Origin of the sequence: Oceanobacillus picturae, assembly GCF_000612865.1 — a bacterium.
GTDB lineage: Bacteria > Bacillota > Bacilli > Bacillales > Amphibacillaceae > Oceanobacillus_B > Oceanobacillus_B jordanicus.
On sequence record NZ_CCAX010000002.1, the window covers coordinates 12,461 to 32,575 of the forward strand.

At 41.0% G+C, this 20,115-nt stretch carries 23 protein-coding genes and 4 tRNA genes; 23 read left to right on the plus strand and 4 right to left on the minus strand.

Annotation, left to right across the window (positions count from 1 at the left end; translation table 11 throughout):
• Nucleotides 1-82: 82 nt before the first annotated feature.
• On the minus strand, nt 83-424 hold the full coding sequence (locus BN988_RS11095) for a helix-turn-helix domain-containing protein (RefSeq protein WP_036576804.1): 342 nt from the start codon (nt 422-424) through the stop codon (nt 83-85).
• Nucleotides 425-596: 172 nt separating this feature from the next.
• Between BN988_RS11095 and BN988_RS18910 the strand changes: the two genes are divergently transcribed.
• The 6 genes from BN988_RS18910 (at nt 597) to BN988_RS11120 (ending at nt 3,191) form a co-directional block, all read left to right on the plus strand.
• Nucleotides 597-746 (plus strand): hypothetical protein, encoded by a 150-nt coding sequence (locus tag BN988_RS18910; protein ID WP_155988295.1) that lies wholly within the window; start codon nt 597-599, stop codon nt 744-746.
• Nucleotides 727-1,143, plus strand: coding sequence for a helix-turn-helix domain-containing protein (locus BN988_RS11100; RefSeq protein ID WP_036576805.1), 417 nt, complete (start codon nt 727-729; stop codon nt 1,141-1,143). The genes BN988_RS18910 and BN988_RS11100 overlap by 20 nt, the downstream gene beginning before the upstream one ends.
• 179 nt (nt 1,144-1,322) lie before the next feature.
• Entirely contained in the window at nt 1,323-1,613 is a 291-nt protein-coding gene (locus BN988_RS11105) for a hypothetical protein (protein WP_036576808.1), read from the plus strand.
• A gap of 23 nt (nt 1,614-1,636) precedes the next feature.
• The gene (locus tag BN988_RS11110) at nt 1,637-1,861 is read left to right on the plus strand and encodes a phage holin (RefSeq protein ID WP_036576810.1); all 225 of its coding nucleotides are present in this window, start codon (nt 1,637-1,639) and stop codon (nt 1,859-1,861) included.
• A 65-nt stretch (nt 1,862-1,926) separates the two neighbouring features.
• Nucleotides 1,927-2,706: an N-acetylmuramoyl-L-alanine amidase gene (locus BN988_RS11115; RefSeq protein WP_036576813.1), complete on the plus strand. Its 780-nt coding sequence runs from the start codon at nt 1,927-1,929 to the stop codon at nt 2,704-2,706.
• Between the two features lie 236 nt (nt 2,707-2,942).
• Nucleotides 2,943-3,191, plus strand: coding sequence for a hypothetical protein (locus BN988_RS11120; RefSeq protein ID WP_036576816.1), 249 nt, complete (start codon nt 2,943-2,945; stop codon nt 3,189-3,191).
• A gap of 11 nt (nt 3,192-3,202) precedes the next feature.
• On the opposite strand, the gene BN988_RS11125 is transcribed toward BN988_RS11120, so the two are convergent.
• Together BN988_RS11125 and fabI are read right to left on the minus strand one after the other, a co-directional pair.
• The gene (locus BN988_RS11125) at nt 3,203-3,925 is read right to left on the minus strand and encodes a YwaF family protein (RefSeq protein ID WP_036576818.1); all 723 of its coding nucleotides are present in this window, start codon (nt 3,923-3,925) and stop codon (nt 3,203-3,205) included.
• A gap of 73 nt (nt 3,926-3,998) precedes the next feature.
• Nucleotides 3,999-4,775: an enoyl-ACP reductase FabI gene (fabI, locus tag BN988_RS11130; protein WP_036576820.1), complete on the minus strand. Its 777-nt coding sequence runs from the start codon at nt 4,773-4,775 to the stop codon at nt 3,999-4,001.
• A 330-nt stretch (nt 4,776-5,105) separates the two neighbouring features.
• Here fabI and BN988_RS11135 point away from each other — a divergent pair.
• The 9 genes from BN988_RS11135 to rocF all read left to right on the plus strand — a co-directional run bounded on the left by BN988_RS11135 (nt 5,106) and on the right by rocF (nt 11,351).
• Nucleotides 5,106-5,180 (plus strand) — tRNA-Glu (locus BN988_RS11135).
• Nucleotides 5,181-5,196: 16 nt separating this feature from the next.
• Nucleotides 5,197-5,271 (plus strand) — tRNA-Val (locus tag BN988_RS11140).
• 3 nt (nt 5,272-5,274) lie between these two features.
• Nucleotides 5,275-5,350, plus strand: a tRNA-Thr gene (locus BN988_RS11145).
• A gap of 21 nt (nt 5,351-5,371) precedes the next feature.
• A tRNA-Lys gene (locus BN988_RS11150) sits at nt 5,372-5,444 on the plus strand.
• 245 nt (nt 5,445-5,689) lie between these two features.
• Nucleotides 5,690-6,973, plus strand: coding sequence for a hydroxymethylglutaryl-CoA reductase, degradative (locus BN988_RS11155; RefSeq protein ID WP_036576822.1), 1,284 nt, complete (start codon nt 5,690-5,692; stop codon nt 6,971-6,973).
• A complete protein-coding gene (mvk, locus tag BN988_RS11160) occupies nt 6,970-7,938 on the plus strand; it encodes a mevalonate kinase (protein ID WP_036576824.1) in 969 nt (322 codons plus the stop codon). The genes BN988_RS11155 and mvk overlap by 4 nt, the downstream gene beginning before the upstream one ends.
• 18 nt (nt 7,939-7,956) lie before the next feature.
• On the plus strand, nt 7,957-8,931 hold the full coding sequence (gene mvaD / locus BN988_RS11165) for a diphosphomevalonate decarboxylase (protein WP_036576826.1): 975 nt from the start codon (nt 7,957-7,959) through the stop codon (nt 8,929-8,931).
• 13 nt (nt 8,932-8,944) lie between these two features.
• Nucleotides 8,945-10,045, plus strand: coding sequence for a phosphomevalonate kinase (locus BN988_RS11170; RefSeq protein WP_051557892.1), 1,101 nt, complete (start codon nt 8,945-8,947; stop codon nt 10,043-10,045).
• A gap of 400 nt (nt 10,046-10,445) precedes the next feature.
• Nucleotides 10,446-11,351: an arginase gene (gene rocF / locus BN988_RS11175; RefSeq protein WP_036576828.1), complete on the plus strand. Its 906-nt coding sequence runs from the start codon at nt 10,446-10,448 to the stop codon at nt 11,349-11,351.
• 93 nt (nt 11,352-11,444) lie between these two features.
• On the opposite strand, the gene BN988_RS18670 is transcribed toward rocF, so the two are convergent.
• Nucleotides 11,445-11,594, minus strand: coding sequence for an aspartyl-phosphate phosphatase Spo0E family protein (locus BN988_RS18670; RefSeq protein WP_081779430.1), 150 nt, complete (start codon nt 11,592-11,594; stop codon nt 11,445-11,447).
• Between the two features lie 150 nt (nt 11,595-11,744).
• On the opposite strand from BN988_RS18670, the gene sigW reads away from it, so the two are divergent.
• The 8 genes from sigW to BN988_RS11215 all read left to right on the plus strand — a co-directional run bounded on the left by sigW (nt 11,745) and on the right by BN988_RS11215 (nt 20,113).
• A complete protein-coding gene (gene sigW, locus BN988_RS11180; RefSeq protein ID WP_036576830.1) occupies nt 11,745-12,308 on the plus strand; it encodes an RNA polymerase sigma factor SigW in 564 nt (187 codons plus the stop codon).
• A 15-nt stretch (nt 12,309-12,323) separates the two neighbouring features.
• Nucleotides 12,324-12,956: an anti-sigma-W factor RsiW gene (gene rsiW / locus BN988_RS11185; RefSeq protein WP_036576833.1), complete on the plus strand. Its 633-nt coding sequence runs from the start codon at nt 12,324-12,326 to the stop codon at nt 12,954-12,956.
• A gap of 210 nt (nt 12,957-13,166) precedes the next feature.
• Nucleotides 13,167-13,988: a diadenylate cyclase CdaA gene (cdaA, locus tag BN988_RS11190; RefSeq protein WP_036576835.1), complete on the plus strand. Its 822-nt coding sequence runs from the start codon at nt 13,167-13,169 to the stop codon at nt 13,986-13,988.
• The gene (locus BN988_RS11195; RefSeq protein WP_036576837.1) at nt 13,981-15,207 is read left to right on the plus strand and encodes a CdaR family protein; all 1,227 of its coding nucleotides are present in this window, start codon (nt 13,981-13,983) and stop codon (nt 15,205-15,207) included. Before cdaA ends, BN988_RS11195 begins: the two co-directional genes overlap by 8 nt.
• A 50-nt stretch (nt 15,208-15,257) precedes the next feature.
• A complete protein-coding gene (gene glmM / locus BN988_RS11200; RefSeq protein WP_036576839.1) occupies nt 15,258-16,610 on the plus strand; it encodes a phosphoglucosamine mutase in 1,353 nt (450 codons plus the stop codon).
• 91 nt (nt 16,611-16,701) lie between these two features.
• Nucleotides 16,702-17,169 carry a DinB family protein gene (locus BN988_RS11205; RefSeq protein ID WP_036576841.1) on the plus strand — a complete coding sequence of 156 codons (468 nt, stop codon included), beginning with the start codon at nt 16,702-16,704 and terminating at the stop codon, nt 17,167-17,169.
• Nucleotides 17,170-17,327: 158 nt separating this feature from the next.
• On the plus strand, nt 17,328-19,115 hold the full coding sequence (locus BN988_RS11210) for a S9 family peptidase (protein ID WP_036576843.1): 1,788 nt from the start codon (nt 17,328-17,330) through the stop codon (nt 19,113-19,115).
• A gap of 455 nt (nt 19,116-19,570) precedes the next feature.
• Complete coding sequence (locus BN988_RS11215) at nt 19,571-20,113, plus strand: DUF2812 domain-containing protein (protein ID WP_036576845.1); 543 nt, start codon at nt 19,571-19,573, stop codon at nt 20,111-20,113.
• The last annotated feature ends 2 nt before the right edge of the window (nt 20,114-20,115 follow it).

Below are 20,115 nucleotides of genomic sequence, written 5' to 3' on the forward strand. Positions count from 1 at the left end.
ATGTTCGTATTTAAGTTATAAAAAGGAGGTGTACCATTATTTGTACACCTAACAACCGGTAAAGAGTCTTTAGCAAGATAACTTACTCTTCCTTGAATGCTTCCCAAATCCTTTTTAACCTGCGCAAATCTTCTTCACTATTTTGCGGTAACGTTTTATACCATCTCTCGAGTGAAGGGTCATTCCGAAATGCCTCAAACTCTTGTTTTTCAGACATGGAAGGATTCTCTGATCTCCCAAGAAGATAGTCTGTAGTTACTTCGAGGATTGTTGCTATACGGCTAAGTTCATGGTCTTTAACAGGCCTTTCCCCTAGCTCAATACGATTCATAACACTCACATTTAATTGAACGCGTTTGGCAAGTTCTCGTTGACTCCACCTTTGTCTCTCTCGCAATTGGACAATTCTTTCCCCTAAATTCACCGTGAACAACCCTTTCCTATATCCTCTATATCCTAACATAGTTTCTGTTAATGAAACAGATTGTTATTTTTAGCCCTAAAGTCCTCTTTACATTTCTGTTTTAGAAATATAATATAGGAACACACGTTCTATCATATTCTAACATGTTTTACAATAACAAGGGGGTAAATCTATGAATAAAAAGATGAGTGCTGTTAGATGGATTGTCAGTGACGTAAGAAAGGATAAACGAAGCGGTGTTCTCTCTCCTATTAAGAGAAGTAAGTATGCACAATTATTATTTGAAAAGGGGGCGGGGTTTAATGAACGAAAAACAGATTGAGCGCACATTGAAAGACTATCATTGGATGATTAAAGAAATTAAAAGGCAGCGCGATGTGCTTGAAGAAGAGATAGGTTTAAAGCTAGTTTCCTCTTCTGGAATAGAGTCAACCCTTCCTAAAGCAAAAAGAACGGTTAGTGATCCCGTTGGACAAGAAGTATTACGTAGGGAGAAGAAGAGTGGATGGATCATGAAATTAGAGAAAAAGGTACTATATATCCAAGAAAGAATGGAAGTCATTGAAGATCCCAGGGAAAAGGCTATTTTAGAATGTATGTTAGATGGAATGACAATCAGTGCGATTAGCCAGCATATGGGTTTATCAAGAAGGCAGGTCTATCATGTGAAGGATGAGATAGTTCGGAAAATTTCACACTTTACACACTCTGCTCAGTAGATGACAAGAATAACAAGGGAGGTGTATAATCGGATTAACAGGAATAGAACAAATGTTCTTGTTGGAGATACTATTCCTTTTTAGCGTCTTTCCTAAGCAAAACATTGCTAGGTAAAGACGTTTTCATTTTAACAAATGAAAAGAAAAGGACACTACTACGTCTTGAAGGGAGGTTGGGAATGCTAAATCAAAAGGAACAGGAAAATTTGAAGGAATTTATGACAGTGCTTACGGAAGTGAAGGTGTCGTTGGCGGAGTTAAATGGAAAAATAGATCAAATAGAAGATATTAAAGAAACACTCGCCAAGACAAAGAAAATTGCAGACGAGGCAAACTATCGTTCTACCGAGAACAATAGTAAAATCACTTCCATTCAGACTAGCTCAAGGCATTTGGGAATCGCCCTAATCTCTATGATTGGGGCGTTTGTATGTCAAATTCTATTTTTTCTGTTGACGTTTGGTATATGAAATAAAAAGAGGGAGGTGATGTAATGGATAGAGGAACGGTCGTACGCACCATCGCCCTTGTAATATCTTGGTCGAATGTGCTGCTCAATCACTATAACTTACAGCCGATTCCCGTGTTGGATGAGCAAACGATAGCATACTTGTTATGTTTCTCTGTCTCTGTGTGGTCATGGTTTAAAAATAATTACCTTACAGCAAAAGGTGAACAGCAAAAACTAGTACTAAAAAAATATCATTTGGCAAAGTAGTCAAACGGCTAGTCCAAACGGGCAAGCCGTTTTTCTAATATATTAAATCAAGGAGGAGATTTATTATGGCAATTATTGCAATTGGAGCAGGACATGGAATTAACACACCGGGAAAGAGAACACCTGCAGGAGAAAGAGAATGGAGCTTTAACAATAAGGTAGTTTCGGCTGCTATTAACTACCTTGGAGGATACGAGAACGCTACTATAGTGAGATTGGATGATCCTACAGGAAACACAGACGTTCCGTTAACAACGAGAACGAATAAAGCTAACAACGCCAATGCTGATATCTTGGTATCCTATCATCATAATGCCAACACAGGGCAGTGGGGAACTTGGACAGGTACCGAGACGTACCATTATCCTGGATCCTCTTCTGGTAATACCCTAGCACGAGCTATACACCCGAGCATCGTAACAGCGATGGGATTACGGGATCGTGGCGTCAAGTCGGCAAACTTTCATATGGTACGAGAATCGAATATGCCCGCCATCCTTATTGAAGGTGGGTTTATGGATTCTACGATTGATATTGTAAAAATGCGCAACAATGGGGTCATGGATAACACCGGAAAAGCACTTGCTGATTCAATTGCCTCTTATCTTGGATTGGTAAAGAAGGATGGTGGTGGAACTGGTCAGGGATACGTCGAAATCGTGACAGACTCTCTTTGGACGTACAATACTGCTGATTGGAATGATCGTGCCGTGGTTGTAAATCGTGGAGAAGTGTTTACCGTTATTCGGGACAGGTTCCCGGTAGACGGTGGGTATATGTATCAAATAAAAAGCGGCTTGTATATTACGGCAAACCCTAATTATGTAAGATACTATACCAGATAAAGTGAAACTCCAATCAGTGGGGGTTTTCGTTCTTCCCTCACTGATTGTTAGTTGAACGAATCGGGGTGTTAGCGCAAGTTTACTGTCACTAAAAACTCTTTTTGGTTTCACTTCATGTTTTGAAGTGGGAGTCTTACGGGCGATTGCACCGGGGTAAAACAAGGGAGGGGGATTTTCCCCTCCCAATTCAAATGAAATTACTTGCTTTTGGTTAAGCTAGAAAGAGGTGATGAAAAATGAGAGCTAACGAAAATGATTATCAGAAATATAGTGATGCAATAGACCGTATACAAGAAGGAAACGAAGCAATGATAGAACTTTTCAACGAGCTTGAGAAGGATAACCCGGTTATTGACTTAAACGAGGAACTGTTAAAAAATATTACACGAGCTAAAGAAAAATATGGTGAAGAAGTGATTGATCAGAAAATCAATTCTATCATAGCGGAAATGTTATCCTGGCTGGACTTGAATGAGTCTCCGTAAAACAAGAATTTCTAGGACTTTTTCAAGAAGCGAACGATTCCCCATTGGAGCGAAAAGACAGCAAGTGCGACTAGACATAAATTTACATAATATAGCATGCCATCACCGAAATAGTCTAAAGGTGTGTTTGATAATGGTGTGTCCCGAAGATAGAGGTAATTAGAATTCAAAGCTGGATTAATGATAAAGCCTATAAATACAGCGTAGATGAGTAGTAAACCATAGCTTTTAAGCATAGAGCTGTACTTTAAAGAGATTGAACTTGTGAGAATTAAAAACAGGCTCGCCCAAGATATGGCTATGTGATGCAAAAAGAATTTCCAGAAACGGAAATGTGGAAAATCATAAGGTAACTCCGGTGTAATTAACGCTAGTAGGGCTGGAATAAAACCGATATAGAAAGTTAAAGTGGCAAGCTTTTTGTTCTGAAGTAAAAGAGATATGGCTGCCGTAATACTGGCAATACCGCATAGATGCAAGGGAATATATTCACTTAAGACCCAGATTCCACTAGTTGCTGACCAGACTTGATAGCTAACCTCTGACGTTACTAATAGAATGAAAAGGAACCATTTTATCATGGTATAAATACGGCCATAGATAGATCGTGTTTTTAATGTGCTAAAAAGAATAAGTAGTATAAAGCCTATTAAATAAATAAGTAACATAATGAGATGAGATGTATGGAATGAAACAAATGTGTTTCCTTCAACAGAAAAGAACGCATCATACATATAACATTCCCCCTAAAATAAAAGACGCTTTTTGCAAAATGATATGCAAAGAAGCGTCTTCTGTTCTATCATATTATCCTCCGATAATATGATATCCGGAATCTACGTGCATGACTTCTCCAGTAACCCCTCTAGCCAGGTCACTTAGGAAGAATAAAGTAGCGTCTCCAACCTGATCCTGATCTACATTTCTGCGTAGTGGAGCTTTTTCTTCGATAATACCAAGTTTTTCGTTAAAGCCGCCGACACCTTTTGCAGATAAAGTCCTAATTGGACCAGCTGAAATGGCATTAACACGGATTCCATACTTCCCAACGTCTTCTGCTAAGTAACGCATGCTTGCTTCTAAGGAAGCTTTGGCAACGCCCATCACGTTGTAGTTTTGAATTACTCTTTCTGCTCCAAGATAGGTCTGTGTAACAATACTACCACCTTCAGTCATAAGTGGTTTAGCAGCTTTTGTCACAGCGGCTAAAGAAAATGCACTAATTTCCTGTGCTAGTAAGAAACCCTCGCGTGATGTATCAGCATACTCGCCTTTTAGTTCCTCACGCTTGGCGAACGCTACGGAATGAACCACGCCGTGAATGACGCCAACTTTCTCCTTTATCTCATCAAATGCATCTGTAATACTTTCATCACTTGCAACATCGCATGATACAATTAATCTTGGCTCTATATCATTTTTCTCTAATAACTTTGTTAGTTTTTGATAAGAACGTTCCTGTCTGTTTGTGAAAATCAGGTTTGCTCCTGCGTTATGTAATGACTTTGTTATTCCCCAGGCAATACTTCGTTCGCTTGCAACACCCATGACGACTACATTCTTGCCTTGCATTAAATTAGACATGAAAAATACCTCCATTATAATGATCTTCTATATTATAACCTAATTGAATTACAATTAGAAAGTATGTTGAGTAACTCTAGCGGTTAAAAACAAGATAGTAATTTAGAACGTTTTGTTGGAAATGGACTAAAGACCACTAGCATTCTGCTAAATATGTCAGGTGGAACGTTGTTGTTTCAACATATTTTGAAGCAAATGAAAAAAAGATAAAAAAATTGTATTTTCCTCTTTACAAAGTGTAAAGAAAAAGCTATAATAAAATTCGTTGGTTTGAGAGATATGTAACAAATTGTCGATTTACTTTCAAATCATGATCTCATTAATTCCTATGGCCCGTTGGTCAAGCGGTTAAGACACCGCCCTTTCACGGCGGTAACACGGGTTCGAATCCCGTACGGGTCACCAAATTTTAACCCATGCTGGAGGATTAGCTCAGCTGGGAGAGCACCTGCCTTACAAGCAGGAGGTCGCGGTTCGATCCCTGCATCCTCCACCATTTGCCGGCCTAGCTCAACTGGTAGAGCAACTGACTTGTAATCAGTAGGTTGGGGGTTCAAGTCCTCTGGCCGGCACCACTATTCACTTCAAGTGTGTACGAGCCATTAGCTCAGTTGGTAGAGCATCTGACTTTTAATCAGAGGGTCGAAGGTTCGAATCCTTCATGGCTCATCATTTTAATTAACGTTAGTGTACAACATGAATATGGTAATTGTAGATAAACAGGGTCGTTTTTATTGATAAACAACCTTGTTTATTTGCATTTTAGCCCTTTTTTTTACATAATAGTTACAGTGATTTTATTTAAGGAAATATAGATGCCAAACGTGTTATAATAAATTAGATTTAAGACTTTATTAACAAAATTGATACGAAGTTTATATATATAATTATTGTATACAAAAGGATGAAGACGTATGAAAACTTCCCGGATCCCAGGCTTCTACAATAAGACAGTTACAGAACGCAGAGAATTATTGCAAGATGCCCAACACCTTTCTGCGAATGACTCAGCAACTTTCAATGAACCGCTCTCTACTGAAACTGCAGATAAAATGATTGAAAATGTGATTGGAACATACCCTCTTCCTTTAGGAGTAGGATTGAACTTCTTAATAAATGGGAAAGAATATGTAGTACCAATGGCTATTGAAGAACCATCTGTGGTTGCGTCAGCCAGTTATATTGCTAAGATCGTTCGAGAAGCCGGGGGATTCACTACGGAAGCCACGGAAAGAGTAATGATCGGGCAAATTCAAGTAGTGGGTGCTCCTGATTTGGATGCTGCTAAGGCGTCCATACTAGCGGAAAAGGACTCACTTATTGAGGATGCTAACGCTGCTTATCCAAGCCTGGTTGCTAGAGGCGGGGGAGCTGAGGATCTGGAAGTAAGGATCTTAAACGAGGCGTCTGATTCGGCTTATGGTAAAATGCTCGTCGTGCATCTGTATGTAAATACATGTGACGCGATGGGTGCGAATATAATTAATACTATGGTGGAGTCATTAGCACCTACTGTCGAGTCGTTAACAAATGGGAAGGTTTACTTGAGAATTCTTTCTAATTATGCAGATAGATGTCTTGCGCGGGCGCGCTGTGTCATTCCTGCCAACTTACTTCAATCAGGTGACTTTTCCGGAGAAGAAGTACGAGATGGTGTCGTACATGCGTACGAGTTTGCAGCTTCGGACCCTTATCGTGCGGTTACGCATAATAAAGGAATTATGAACGGAATTGACCCTATCGTAATTGCTACTGGTAATGATTGGCGTGCAGTTGAGGCTGGGGCACATGCCTATGCAGCAAGAACAGGACAATATAGCTCCATGACTACATGGTCTACGGACAGTAAGGGAAACCTAGTTGGTGAACTAGAATTGCCTATGTCAGTCGGAACTGTAGGCGGCGCTATACGTGTGCATCCTATTGCTAAGGTAGCGCAAGATATTTTGAACGTTGAATCCGCGCAAGAATTGGCTCAGGTCATTGTTGCTGTTGGATTAGCGCAAAACCTTGGAGCGCTTAAAGCGTTAGTAACAGATGGTATTCAAAAAGGACATATGGCATTACATTCTCGCTCTGTTGCAATAGCGGCAGGGGCTTCTGGGGAGATGATTGATATCGTTGCAGGAAAGTTAGTGGAACTAAACGAAATCCGTGTCGGAAAAGCTAAAGAATTGGTGGAACAAATTAAAAAATGAGTGCAGAAAAAGCTACAACTACAGAACAAACAGCTATAGGAATAGCTCATAGTAAACTGATTCTAATTGGGGAGCATGCAGTTGTACACGGACAACCCGCTATCGCTATCCCGTTTCCTTTGGTAGGTGTAGAATCTATAGTAGAACACGAGCCAGGGCCGGTCGTGATTGATAGCACGTTTTATCATGGACCCTTGGATTTAGCTCCTGAATCCTTGCAAGGGATTGCCAGTTGTATTAGTGGAACCCTTGAATACCTTGAAATGCCGGAAGCGGATCTGCTAATTCGGATTAAATCCTCGGTACCTCCTGGAAAAGGGCTTGGTTCTAGTGCTTCTGTCGCGATCTCTGTTATTCGATCATTATTTGCGTATGCAAGTATTGATCACACAGATGAGGAGCTTCTTAAGCTTGCAAACATTGCAGAAACGTTTGCGCACGGAGCGCCTAGTGGAATTGATACGTTAACAATAACTTCTGAATTACCTGTATGGTATGAAAAGGATAACCCTACGGAATTTATTGAGTTAAATGATGATTTTCATTTCGTTGTTGCCGATTCAGGCAGCATTGGAGATACAAGAATGGCAGTTGAATCTGTAGCGCATTTACTTCGCGTAGCTCCACGTAAAATCCAGCGGAAGCTTGACCGCATCGGAGAGTTAACCCATCAGGCTAAGGATGCGCTGGAGAAAAGAGGGAAGCATTTGCTTGGACAAATGCTGAACGAGGCACAGAAAGAGTTAGAAGCCTTGGGAGTTAGTACGACAGGATTAAACAAGCTTATTGAATTTGCACGTGAAGAAGGTGCTCTTGGAGCGAAGTTAACAGGCGGCGGCAACGGCGGCTGTATTATTGCCCTTGCTCAAAATGAAGTACATTCAAGATTGCTTGCTGAGAAATTAAGGAAATTTGGTGCACATGCTGTATGGCCATTTGTGCTCAAAAGGCACCATAAGAAATAGTGAAAAAGGGGACCTATTATGAAGGCAACAGCTAAAGCACATACAAATATTGCCTTGATTAAATATTGGGGAAAACGAAACGAATCCATAATACTACCAACCAACAGCTCACTTTCTTTAACGCTGGATGGCTTTTATACCACTACATCCGTACATTTTTCGGAGGAGTATACCCAAGACAAATTCATTTTAAATGAACGTGTTGTCGAAGGGGAACAATATAGACGTGTATCTGAATTTCTTGACCTTATTCGACAACAGGCAGGGAAGTCTTTGTATGCAAAGGTCGATTCTACAAATGAAGTTCCGACAGCTGCAGGATTTGCTTCATCTGCCTCTGGTTTTGCTGCATTGGCAGCGGCTGGAACAAAAGCGATTGGGCAAAACATGTCAGATCGAGAACTTTCTGCTTTGACTCGACAAGGTTCAGGCTCAGCCTGCCGGTCGATCTATGGAGGGTTTGCTGAATGGGAAATGGGAGCAGAGGAAGATGGAAGTGATTCGTATGCGGTTCCTATCGCCCCGGCAGAACACTGGGATCTGCGAGTTGCTGCGGTTGTTTTGTCATCCACAGCGAAAAAAGTTTCGAGTCGGGCTGGAATGAAACGCACTGTAGAAACTTCCCCATTTTATCAGGGCTGGCTTAATAGCATTCCTACTGATATGAGCCAGATTAAAGAGGGAATTAAAGAACGGGACTTTCAAAAGGTGGGAGAAGTGGCTGAGGCAAACTGTCTAAAAATGCACGCGACCACACTTGGTGCTAACCCGCCATTTACATATTGGCATGATACGACAATGACTGTCATGCAAACGGTGAGAGATTTGCGCGAAAAAGGGATACCTGCCTATTTTACAATTGATGCAGGACCTAACGTGAAAGTGTTATACTTACCGGAAAACGAGGAAGTAATTGAAAAGACACTCCGAAACATTCCAGGTGTTGCCGATATTCGATTAAGCCGACCTGGGCAGGGAGTAACCTATTTGTAAGGGATGAAATCCATTGCCACATAGACCGATGACAATAAAGGTACCTGGGAAGTTAATGATAGCGGGCGAATTTGCCGTTTTGGAACCATATCACCAATTAGTGGTAATGGCGGTTAATCGTTATGTATATACCACCATTGAAGAGAGCGAGCAGAATCGTGTGTCACTTCATGACTTTCAATTAGAGGACCTTATATGGGACTTCGAAAAAGGGAGCCTTATAATACACGCGGATAATCCAAAAACAGTATTTGTACAAGAGGCCATGCGTATTGCAATGGCCTATCTTCATGAGCAGAATATTAAGCCAGGGTCTTTTGCCATTTCGGTTAAAAGTGAGCTAGATGATGCCTCCGGTCTAAAATACGGCTTGGGTTCAAGCGCTGCGGTCGTAACCTCTGTTATTACTGCTATTTTAAAAAAATATTTACCCACATATAAACAGGAACTAGTGTTTAAGCTTTCAGCAATTGCACATGTGAATGTTCAAGGAAATGGTTCTGGAGCGGATGTTGCTGCCTCAGCATATGGGGGCTTTTTACAATATGTATCATTCCAAGCGGATTGGCTAAAAGATGCATATAAACAAACGAGCAATTTAAGTGAATTGGTAGAACAGGATTGGAAGTATCTTTCGCTAAAGCCAGTAAACATGCCAGACACAGTATACGTCTGTGTGGGATGGACGGGGAAACCCGCTTCCACTGCCAAACTGGTGGATGAGTTGATGTTGCTAAAAGACAGCAACTCCAATGCTTACCAAGACTTTCTCGATGCTAGTGAAAAAGCAGTATCTACGTTTCTAAAAGGCATGGAACAAGAAGATGTTGACTTATTGTTAGCGGGTGTAAAACAAAACAGAACAGCACTATCCGAGGTTGGAAGACAGGCAAACGTAGCCATTGAAACACCTTTGCTTCGCACCTTATGTGATTTAGCGGAGGAACATGGCGGCGCAGGTAAATCGTCAGGAGCTGGAGGTGGCGATTGCGGGATTGCGTTCATGCCATCAATGGAAAAAGCCGATGCACTCATGAAGGCATGGGAAAAAGCAGGCATTACGCCATTGTCCATTAAGCCTTCCGCGGTTGGCGCGAGTATAAGCGATGCTTGAGACAGCTACATTTGAAGTAGTTGTCTTTTTTTGTAGTTCAATTGAATGGGTGTTATAGCCTTCCTATCAACCACGCCGCTTTCTCAATCGATGAAAAGCGCCACGCAATCAATCACGTCGTACTCCCAATCGACCCAAAATGCTCTCCAATCAATCACTCCACCCTCTTAATCGACTAAAACCGCCACGCAATCAATCACTCCACCCTCTCAATCGACTAGAAGCCCCACGCAATCAACCACTCTGCACTTCCAATCGACTAGAAGCCCCACGCAATCAACCCACTCTACACACTAGCCCACCCACTTTAACCTAAATTTTCTGTATATATATTCATACAAATGTGGAGTTGAGTCATCTCTTGGTTTTTGGCTACAATAGAGGTAGAGGAGGCGCTTACATGAAAAAAGATATTTCAATTATTGGGGTTCCTATGGATCTTGGGCAAAGTCGACGTGGGGTGGATATGGGGCCAAGTGCCCTGCGCTATGCTGGCGCAATTGAAAAGCTGGAGGAATTAGATATAAAGGTACATGATTTAGGGGATATTCCAATAAATAGGCCATCCGTGGAGCAAGCAATAAATGCGGAGAACAATTTAAAAAATTTGGATCAAGTAATTGAAGCAAATGAGAAGCTTTCCGAGATGGTAGATAAAGAAATACAAACTGGTAATTTCCCGTTAGTATTCGGTGGAGACCATAGTATTGCAATTGGCAGTCTTGCTGGAATATCAAAGCATTATGAGAACCTAGGGGTCATTTGGTACGATGCACACGGTGATTTGAATTCAGAAGATACTTCACCATCAGGGAATATCCATGGCATGCCGCTCGCTGTCAGCCTAGGTATTGGCCACGATAGGTTAACCAATATTGCTGCATATACACCTAAGATAAAACCAGAGAACATTGTCATCATTGGGGCAAGATCACTGGACCCTGGTGAAAAGGGACTAATAAAAGAAAAAGGGATTAAGGTGTTTTCGATGCATGAGATCGATCGCATGGGAATGCCTGCTGTTATGGAAGAAGCAATAAAATACTTAAAAGAAAAGACAGATGGAGTGCATCTAAGCCTTGATTTGGATGGATTGGATCCTTCAGAGGCTCCTGGAGTCGGAACACCTGTGATTGGTGGATTGTCCTATCGGGAGAGTCATTTGGCAATGGAAATGCTCGCAGAAGCGGAATGCATCACTTCAGCGGAATTTGTCGAGGTTAATCCGATTTTAGATGAGAAAAACAAAACTGCCACTACAGCTGTCGCATTGATGGGTTCCTTGTTTGGTGAAAAGTTAAAATAAAAACAAAAAAAGACATTTAATGCCCTAAGGGGGTGTTAATGTCTTTTTCAATTTATGATTAACATCTTGATGTATATAGTGACCTACTTACAATTATTTGTTGTTTTGATATTCGTTAATTAGTTGGTCTAGTTTTACACTGGAGGTTACAACAGCTTCTGAAGTTAAGGTGTGAGACCTGCTTAATGTAAGCATTTCTTCGCGACATTGTTCAATTTTTTGTAAAAGTGTTGAATTACTCACAAAACTTTCCTCCTATTTAGTATAATATATAGTAAGAAACTACCCATCTTCTTAGAACGATAAACCTAAAAAAGTTTTTTTATTTTTTATGAAACCTTTTCTACATAGTAAACGTATGATAAATACCGCATGATTGGCGGAGGTACTTGTATGGAACAATTTATAAGAGAGAAAATAAAAAAAGTGAAAAAAGGGGATCAATCCGCCTTTGAGGATATCGTCTCATTTTTTCAAAGCAAAATCTATCAGCATTGCTATCGAATGCTTGGTAATGCACACGAGGCGGAGGATATAGCACAGGAAGCTTTTATTCGGGCATATGTTAACATCCATTCTTTTGATGAAAAACGGAAATTTTCCACTTGGCTCTATCGAATTGCAACAAATCTAACGATTGACCGCATTCGTAAACGGAAGCCGGATTATTATCTAGATGCGGAGATTAAAGGAACGGAAGGGTTAAACATGTACTCACAGATGGCTGATGAAGGCCGTTTGCCTGGCGAAGAAGTGGAGAGTATGGAATTACAGCGCTATATACATCAAGAGATTTCAGAGCTTCCCCCGAAATATCGCAGTATAATTATGTTGCGCTATTTGGAAGAATTCTCCCTACAAGAAATTAGCGATATTCTGGATATTCCATTAGGAACCGTGAAGACCCGGATCCATCGAGGGAGAGAAGCTTTACGGAAAAGGCTTCGTCACGTGTAAAGGAGTGTGATTCACTTGGATTGTAATCATGAAGCCTCCAAACTGATGCATCAGTATTTGGACGGCGATTTATCCAACGAAGAAGAAAAGAAACTGCGTCTTCACTTAGAAGAATGTGAAGACTGTCAGAAGCATTTTCGTGAGTTGAAGCGGACGATCACACTGCTTCAAAGTACGGAACATATAGAAGCGCCTGCTAATTTTACTGCTAATGTAATGAAAAAACTTCCGACTGAGAAAAAGCGTCTGAAATACGGACGTTGGTTCAAGGCGCATCCCATTATTACTGCAGCTGCCATATTTCTAGTTTTTATGATGAGCGGTATATTTTCATCATGGAATCAGGATAGTGAGTTAGTTGTTTCCAAACAGGAAAACCTTGTTATTAAAGGGGATACGGTGATTGTGCCTGAAGATGTAACGGTAGAAGGAGACTTGTTAGTCAAAAATGGTAATCTTGTGATTAAGGGAACCATTGATGGAAATGTTACCCTCATTAATGGCAAGCTTATTGAAAACCCTATTGAAAGTGAAGGGTTAATGGCATCTGTTGGGAATGTAAATGGGGAATTAAAGCATGTAGATCAGGTCTTCGAATGGATCTGGTATAATTTAAAAAACTTTTTTAGTAGTATCTTTGCGTTTTAAATCATTATATCGATCTCAAGTCTTTTGAAAAAAGGACTTGGGATTTTTTTAATTGTTGAAATACGTCCCTAAAAAATGAATTCCCAAGATTTTTCCCTAATTATCGTTTTACCTTTATACACATGTCTGAAGGCAAAATATGTTATAATAGGTAACGTTACTATCTATAGAACGGTGGAACGAAAATGATGTGCAAAAGGATGGATACATATGCTTGATGGGGGATTCGATCTTTTACAGCTCCTGAGAATTGGCGTGGACATTGCTCTTGTCTGGTATATATTATACAAACTGATCATGTTAATCAGAGGCACCAAGGCAATCCAGCTATTAAAAGGGATCGCTGTTGTTTTGGCTGTCTGGTTATTGAGTATCGTATTGGAACTACAGACAATCCAATGGATAACCAACCAGGCGATCAGGTGGGGGCTTATTGTCATTATAATCCTGTTCCAGCCTGAGTTACGCCGAGCGTTGGAGCAATTAGGACGAGGAAACATATTTGGGCGCGGGTCCCGGTCAGAAGAAGAGATTATTGAACAGAATATTGATGCGATTATTCAATCCTGTGTTTACATGGCAAAACGCCGTATTGGTGCCCTTATCTCCATTGAACGAGAGACAGGTATTGGTGATTATGCAGAAACGGGTATTCCAATTGGCGGTAAGCTGACACATCAACTGTTAACCAATATCTTCACCCCAAATACCCCATTACATGACGGAGCAGTTATTATTAAATCCGAAGAAATTGTTGCAGCAGCCTGTTATCTCCCATTATCCGAAAGTCCTTTTATATCTAAGGAATTGGGGACAAGGCATAGAGCGGCAATGGGAATTAGTGAAGTTACCGACGCGCTTACCATTGTTGTGTCTGAGGAGACAGGAAATATATCGTGTACGAAAAATGGCGAGCTTCACAGGGAACTTGAGGCAGAAGAGCTACGTACTATGCTGAAAGATAATTTATCCTTAAATCTGAAAACCTCTGAAAAGAAGTCTTGGAAATGGAGGGGGAAAAGAAATGGATAACTGGTTCAGAAGTAAATGGTTTGTTCGCGTTATAGCTCTGGCATTAGCAGTTTTACTTTATATCTTTGTTAATGTTGAAACAAATCGGCCTACAGCATCAGATTCCACTTTCCCGAGTCAATCAGATGATGCTCAGACAATAAGTGACGTACCAGTTGAAATAAAAATAGACTCAGATAAATATGTAGTAAGCGGTGTGCCTGAAAGTGTGACAGTATACATGGAGGGTTCGCCGGGAATTATCACCCCTGTTCTAACAAACCGTAACTTTGAGGTCTATGTTGATTTGGAAGAGTATGAAGCGGGAGAACATAGAGTAGAAGTTCAACATACGATATCTCCTGATATAGATGCTTATATTGAACCGAAACAAATTGACGTCGTTATAGAAGAAAAAGCAACAGAAGAATTCGAGGTAGCGGTAGACTTCTTGAATGAAGGGAAGCTTGCCGAAGGTTATGAGCTTGGTGATTATGAAGTAGAACCAGGTACGGTCACTATCACAAGTGCTAAAAGTGTCATCGAACGAATTGGTATTGTGAAGGTTTACGTGGATTTAGCAGGGCTTGATCGTTCGATAGACAGAAGGGAAGTACCTGTAAACGTATATGATAGTCAAGGTAATCCATTGAGTGTAAACGTAAAACCGGAAAATGTGGTTGTTACAGCAGACATTCACAATCCAAGTAAGACTGTTCCACTAAGTGTTGAAACAAATGGGGAACTACCTGAGGGCTATTCCCTTACATCAATTTCTGCTAATGTCGAAGAAGTTGAAGTGTTTGCTAGAAGTAGTATTCTTGAAAACATTGAGACAATTAATACAGAGGAAATTGATTTATCCGAAATTACAGAGTCAGGCACGATCGAAGCAAATATTTCGTTACCAGATGGTGCAAATGTATCGGATAATAAAACGGTCGAGGTTGAAGTAGAGCTAGCTCAAACGAAAACTATAGAGGCTCTCCCAATCGAGGTTGAAGGATTAGGGGACGAGCTTGAGTCGGCCTTCCTTGACCCTGAAAATGGAGAAATAAATGTAACAGTCAGTGGTAGCCAGGAAGACGTAGATGGAATAACTGCAGATGATTTCCGATTTTTCATTGATCTGAGTGACCTGGAGTCAGGAGAACATGAAGTCCCTATCTCAGTTGAAGGACCTGAAGGGGTAGAAGTAGTACCTGAATTTGAACAAGCCACAATTGAAATTACGGAATAAAACGTACATTTACAGCTTTTTGTAGATAAGGAATAAAGGAGAGAAACGATATGGGAAAATATTTTGGAACAGATGGTGTTCGCGGAGTTGCAAACAAAGGTCTTACACCAGAACTTGCTTTTAAATTAGGGCGTTTTGGTGGACATGTTTTAACGAAAGATTCACCACGCCCAAAAATTATCATTGGGAGAGACACCCGTATTTCTGGCCACATGCTAGAAGGGGCTATGCTTGCGGGGCTGCTTTCTATCGGCGCAGAAGTCATGCGTCTAGGGGTAATTTCCACACCGGGAGTTGCGTACTTAACAAAAGCAACAAGCTCACAAGCTGGTGTCATGATCTCTGCTTCCCATAACCCAGTAGAAGATAATGGGATTAAATTTTTCGGTCCGGATGGCTTTAAGCTAACAGATGACCAAGAAAATGAAATTGAAGCATTAATGGATGGAGAAGAAGATGATCTTCCACGACCAGTTGGAGCAGATATTGGTACAGTAAACGACTACTTTGAAGGTGGTCAAAAATACCTTTCCTTCTTGAAGGATACAGTAGACAATGATTTTGACGGACTAAAGGTTGCTGTCGATTGTGCTCATGGCGCAACATCTAGTTTAGCAACACATCTTTTTGCTGACCTTGAAGCAGACATACATTCAATTGGCTCGTCTCCAGACGGTCTTAATATTAATGACGGATTTGGTTCTACACATCCAGAGAAACTCCAAGAATTTGTCCAGGAAAAAGGTGCAGATATTGGACTAGCCTTTGATGGGGACGGAGATCGCCTAATTGCTGTTGATGAAAAGGGAAATATCGTCGATGGTGACCAAATTATGTTCATTTGTGCGAAGCATTTGAAAGAAAAGGGAAATCTTCGACACAGCACAGTTGTCTCAACTGTAATGAGTAACATTGGCTTCTACAAAGCCTTGGAAGCAAATGGGTTACGTAGTGATAAAACATCTGTTGGTGACCGTTATGTAATGGAAGAGATGCGCAAAGGCGGCTACAACCTTGGTGGGGAGCAGTCAGGACACATCATTTTCCTTGATTACATTACAACAGGAGATGGTATGCTTTCTGCCCTTCAGTTAGTAAACGTGATGAAGGAAACGGGCAAAAAGCTTTCCGAGCTCGCAGGAGAAATGGCTATTTTCCCACAGGTACTTAAGAATGTGCGCGTAACAGATAAGAATGAAGCATTAACAAATGCTCGCATTTTAAGTGAAATTGAAGCAGTGGAACGTGAACTAGGTGAGGATGGCCGTGTCTTAGTAAGACCGTCTGGTACAGAACCACTTGTACGTGTCATGGTAGAAGCACCAACGAAGGAAGAATGTGAGAAGTACGTAAAACGTGTAGTTGATTTAATTGAAGAGCTTCTTGGTATGGAAGAACAATAATAGAAATAGCCGCTTCTTAGTGAGGAGCGGCTTTCGTTTTATGATTTATTATCTGAATGTTTAATTAAATAGGCGAAGGAGGCTGGTGAAGGTGCATGTAAGGAGTCTATTAAAAGATCAGTTATTAGCGAACGCAAACGATCGTAGCTGGTATATTTCCTATCAAGAAGTTGTAGAGGGGCTAACCGATGATGAAGCTTTTTGGAAGCCGAACGAGCAAACTCACTCTATAGCGGAGATAACCCAACATCTCATTTATTGGAACGAGGTATGGCAAGAACGGTATGAAAAAGCGGACCTTCATGTTATCGAAACAGTGGAGGATAATGCAGAAAGCTTTTTTGTAACAAATGGAAACGATTTTGAGAAATTAAAAGAAAAATTACTTGGAGTACTTTTAAGTTGGCAAGAATTACTCTCTGATAACCAACAACTAGACAGCAATGTAAACGGGTTTCCAGTTAAGGCGAAATGGTGGGAGTTAATTGGAAATGCGACTACACATAATGCCTATCATATTGGCCAAATTGCTTATATAAGAAAATTAATTCACACATGAACTCCGTCTCCAGCCGGAGAACATAACAATCCAGAGACTGTCCCTGTCAGATTACAACCATGCTAACCTATTAATATGATCCAATTCCTACCGTATTTAGTATAAATACGATATAATGGGAAGAAAGGAAATTTTCTAAATTTTAAGGGGGCAATACGATGAAACAATTTCCAAAACCAACAGTGGAACAATTTTTCAGAACGTATGCAATCACGAATTTTACAGTAAGCAGTGACGAGCAAAAACTTTTATTTAGCTCCAATTTAAATGGCAAAGTTAATGTATGGGGAATGGATTTACCAGATACTTTCCCTTACCTATTTGCACATAATGATGAATCCATTAGCTTTTTGAAATTTGATCCAAAGGGGCGCTATGTCCTGGCGGGTTATGATAAAGATGGAGACGAAAACCATCAGATATATGCCCTGCCTCCAACTGGTGGGTTGCCACAGCCACTTGTGACGGGTGACGCTGAAGAAAAGTACTTCTTTGCACACTTAAGTGATGATGGGAATCGTCTTTATTATATGACATCCGAGGGTAACCCATCCTTTTTAAATGCCCGTGTACGTAACCTAGAAGACGACACGGATACCCTACTAAATGAAGGAGAAACCTCGCCAACCAATTTGGCTGCAGTATCGGATGATGAACAGGCGTTTGTCTATGTTCGTTCATTTGCCAATACGTATGTTACAGGGTTTGTCAAAATAGGAGAGGAAATCAACTACTTAACTCCAGATCCGGAAAAAGTACATGTTGTATTCGATCCTGTCTTCACTGATGAAAACACGATTTATTTCGTAACCGACTATGAAAGTGAATATAGTTATGTCGCGAAATATGAGATAAAAGAAAAAGCATTCTCCAGCGTTTTTAGTATTGAAGGGGAAAGCGTAGAAACGTTAAAATGGCATAAAGAAAGCAATAGCTTCTACCTCGCTACCGAAAAAGGTGTTGTTGATGTCCTTTATCGCTATGATTTAGAGTCTGATAAAGTCGAAACATTATCTACGCCAATTGATGTGATTGATAAGCTGCAAGTAACCAAATCAGGTAATGTTTATCTATTGGGAAGAAGTGCTACGGTTCCGCCGAATATTTTCAAAACGACAAATGGAAGCGATTGGGAGCAGTTGACTAATAACGGCGTGCTTGGTGTCAACAGTGAGGATATGGTAGAGCCAGATGTCGTCTCCTATAAATCCTTTGATGGTATGGAAATCGAAGGGTTGCTATTCAAAGCACTGCCAGAGAACGATAATGGCTATACAATCTTCTGGCCGCATGGTGGCCCACAGGCATCTGAGCGAAAAATGTTCCGCTCCATGTTCCAATGCTTCCTAAATCGCGGTTATACGATCTTTGCGCCGAACTTCCGGGGAAGCACGGGCTATGGCTCTTCGTTCGTGAAGTTAGTAGAACAGGATTGGGGAGAAGGCCCGCGTCTAGATTGTGTCGCTGGTATTGAATGGCTGTTCGAAAACAATCATGCGGACAAAGATAAACTGTTCCTTGTTGGTGGCAGCTATGGTGGTTACATGGCACTATTACTTCATGGACGCCATCCTGAATACTTCAAAGCAGTTGTGGATATCTTTGGACCATCTGATCTATTCACCTTCGTGAATTCAGTACCACCACACTGGAAGCCAATCATGGATCGCTGGCTTGGAGATCCAGAACGTGATAAAGAGCGTTTTGTAAAAGATTCTCCTGTGACGTATCTTGACGGCATGAAAAAGCCAATGCTTGTTATTCAGGGTGCAAAAGACCCACGCGTAGTGAAAGAAGAATCAGATCAAATCGTTGCCAAACTTGAAAAAGAAGGGCGCGATGTGGAATACCTCGTCCTAGAAGACGAAGGACATGGCTTCTCTAAAAAAGAAAATGAGATTAACGTATATAGCAGAATGCTCGAATTCCTAGAAAAACACCAATAAAATAAGTGAGCGTGATCGAAAAGCAGTGCAGAGGCTAGTTCTTTGTACTGCTTTTTTTTTGTTGTATGGAATCTGAATGGTGCTCCGGGGTGATACGCGCCTTAGCGTAGCACTAAGGCGATGATGTCCATCTCAAAGCCGATATATGATAATTCAAGAGCGATAAAGTAGTGCTCTCGGCCGATAGAAGGCTTCTCAAAGGCGAATTATCATCACTCAAGGGCGATGTGGGGCGCCTCACAGCTGATATATACGCTCTCAAAAGCGATAAGTTATGTTCACAGCCGATATACTGTAACTCCCAGCTGTAAAAGCAACGCACAATTCGGCTCCAAATTAGCACTGCACCGCCACCGAATTAAAGTTTGCACCACACCTCTACTACCCCAACGCTGTCATAATTGTCCATCTCTCTGAGTAATATAAAAGAAAGAGGACTGGGAGAGGTGATGGTTATGAAAAAAGTCTTTCGTCCGTTCTGGAGCTTTGATATTAAGAAAACGGAAAGCTGGTTGGACCGAATGGCGCAAGATGGCTATCAATTGGTTGCTATTCAAACAGTAACTAGCTCTTTCTTATTTGAAAAGGAAGAAACCTCCTCGGCAGTACATTATCATATTGCTTATGAAAGATCAGAGAAGAATCCACTATCCCTACCACTCCAAAAGGATGGCTGGGAGTTAGCCATTCAGCAGAAAAATTGGTATATTCTGCGCACGCAAAAACCTACCAGGGATCGTAAAAGCTTCCCTGTTCGAGAAGGTTTAATTAGAAGGAACCGCAATTTGCTTTATCTTTTTGGGGGCATGACAGCTTATGCTGCTTTGACTACAGTCTTTTTCTTGCTGCTAAGTGGCATTACTTTATATTTTGATGGGATGCTAACAATTGAAGCAAACCCATTCTGGTTGGTAACACTTATTATTGCAATTTTACTTTGGACCATCGCCCCATACTGCACGCTCCACCTGTATAAAGGCAATAAGCCATTCTGGTAGAC

Bases quoted from the DNA above. Each gene is read 5' to 3' on its own strand.
- BN988_RS11195 (WP_036576837.1), top strand. From the start codon at position 13,981: ATGGATAACTGGTTCAGAAGTAAATGGTTTGTTCGCGTTATAGCTCTG.
- BN988_RS18910 (WP_155988295.1), top strand. From the start codon at position 597: ATGAATAAAAAGATGAGTGCTGTTAGATGGATTGTCAGTGACGTAAGA.
- BN988_RS11110 (WP_036576810.1), top strand. From the start codon at position 1,637: ATGGATAGAGGAACGGTCGTACGCACCATCGCCCTTGTAATATCTTGG.
- rocF (WP_036576828.1), top strand. From the start codon at position 10,446: ATGAAAAAAGATATTTCAATTATTGGGGTTCCTATGGATCTTGGGCAA.
- BN988_RS11100 (WP_036576805.1), top strand. From the start codon at position 727: ATGAACGAAAAACAGATTGAGCGCACATTGAAAGACTATCATTGGATG.
- mvaD (WP_036576826.1), top strand. From the start codon at position 7,957: ATGAAGGCAACAGCTAAAGCACATACAAATATTGCCTTGATTAAATAT.
- BN988_RS11105 (WP_036576808.1), top strand. From the start codon at position 1,323: ATGCTAAATCAAAAGGAACAGGAAAATTTGAAGGAATTTATGACAGTG.
- BN988_RS11155 (WP_036576822.1), top strand. From the start codon at position 5,690: ATGAAAACTTCCCGGATCCCAGGCTTCTACAATAAGACAGTTACAGAA.
- glmM (WP_036576839.1), top strand. From the start codon at position 15,258: ATGGGAAAATATTTTGGAACAGATGGTGTTCGCGGAGTTGCAAACAAA.
- cdaA (WP_036576835.1), top strand. From the start codon at position 13,167: ATGCTTGATGGGGGATTCGATCTTTTACAGCTCCTGAGAATTGGCGTG.
- fabI (WP_036576820.1), bottom strand. From the start codon at position 4,775: ATGTCTAATTTAATGCAAGGCAAGAATGTAGTCGTCATGGGTGTTGCA.
- BN988_RS11210 (WP_036576843.1), top strand. From the start codon at position 17,328: ATGAAACAATTTCCAAAACCAACAGTGGAACAATTTTTCAGAACGTAT.
- BN988_RS11215 (WP_036576845.1), top strand. From the start codon at position 19,571: ATGAAAAAAGTCTTTCGTCCGTTCTGGAGCTTTGATATTAAGAAAACG.
- BN988_RS11120 (WP_036576816.1), top strand. From the start codon at position 2,943: ATGAGAGCTAACGAAAATGATTATCAGAAATATAGTGATGCAATAGAC.
- BN988_RS11115 (WP_036576813.1), top strand. From the start codon at position 1,927: ATGGCAATTATTGCAATTGGAGCAGGACATGGAATTAACACACCGGGA.
- BN988_RS11125 (WP_036576818.1), bottom strand. From the start codon at position 3,925: ATGTATGATGCGTTCTTTTCTGTTGAAGGAAACACATTTGTTTCATTC.
- sigW (WP_036576830.1), top strand. From the start codon at position 11,745: ATGGAACAATTTATAAGAGAGAAAATAAAAAAAGTGAAAAAAGGGGAT.
- mvk (WP_036576824.1), top strand. From the start codon at position 6,970: ATGAGTGCAGAAAAAGCTACAACTACAGAACAAACAGCTATAGGAATA.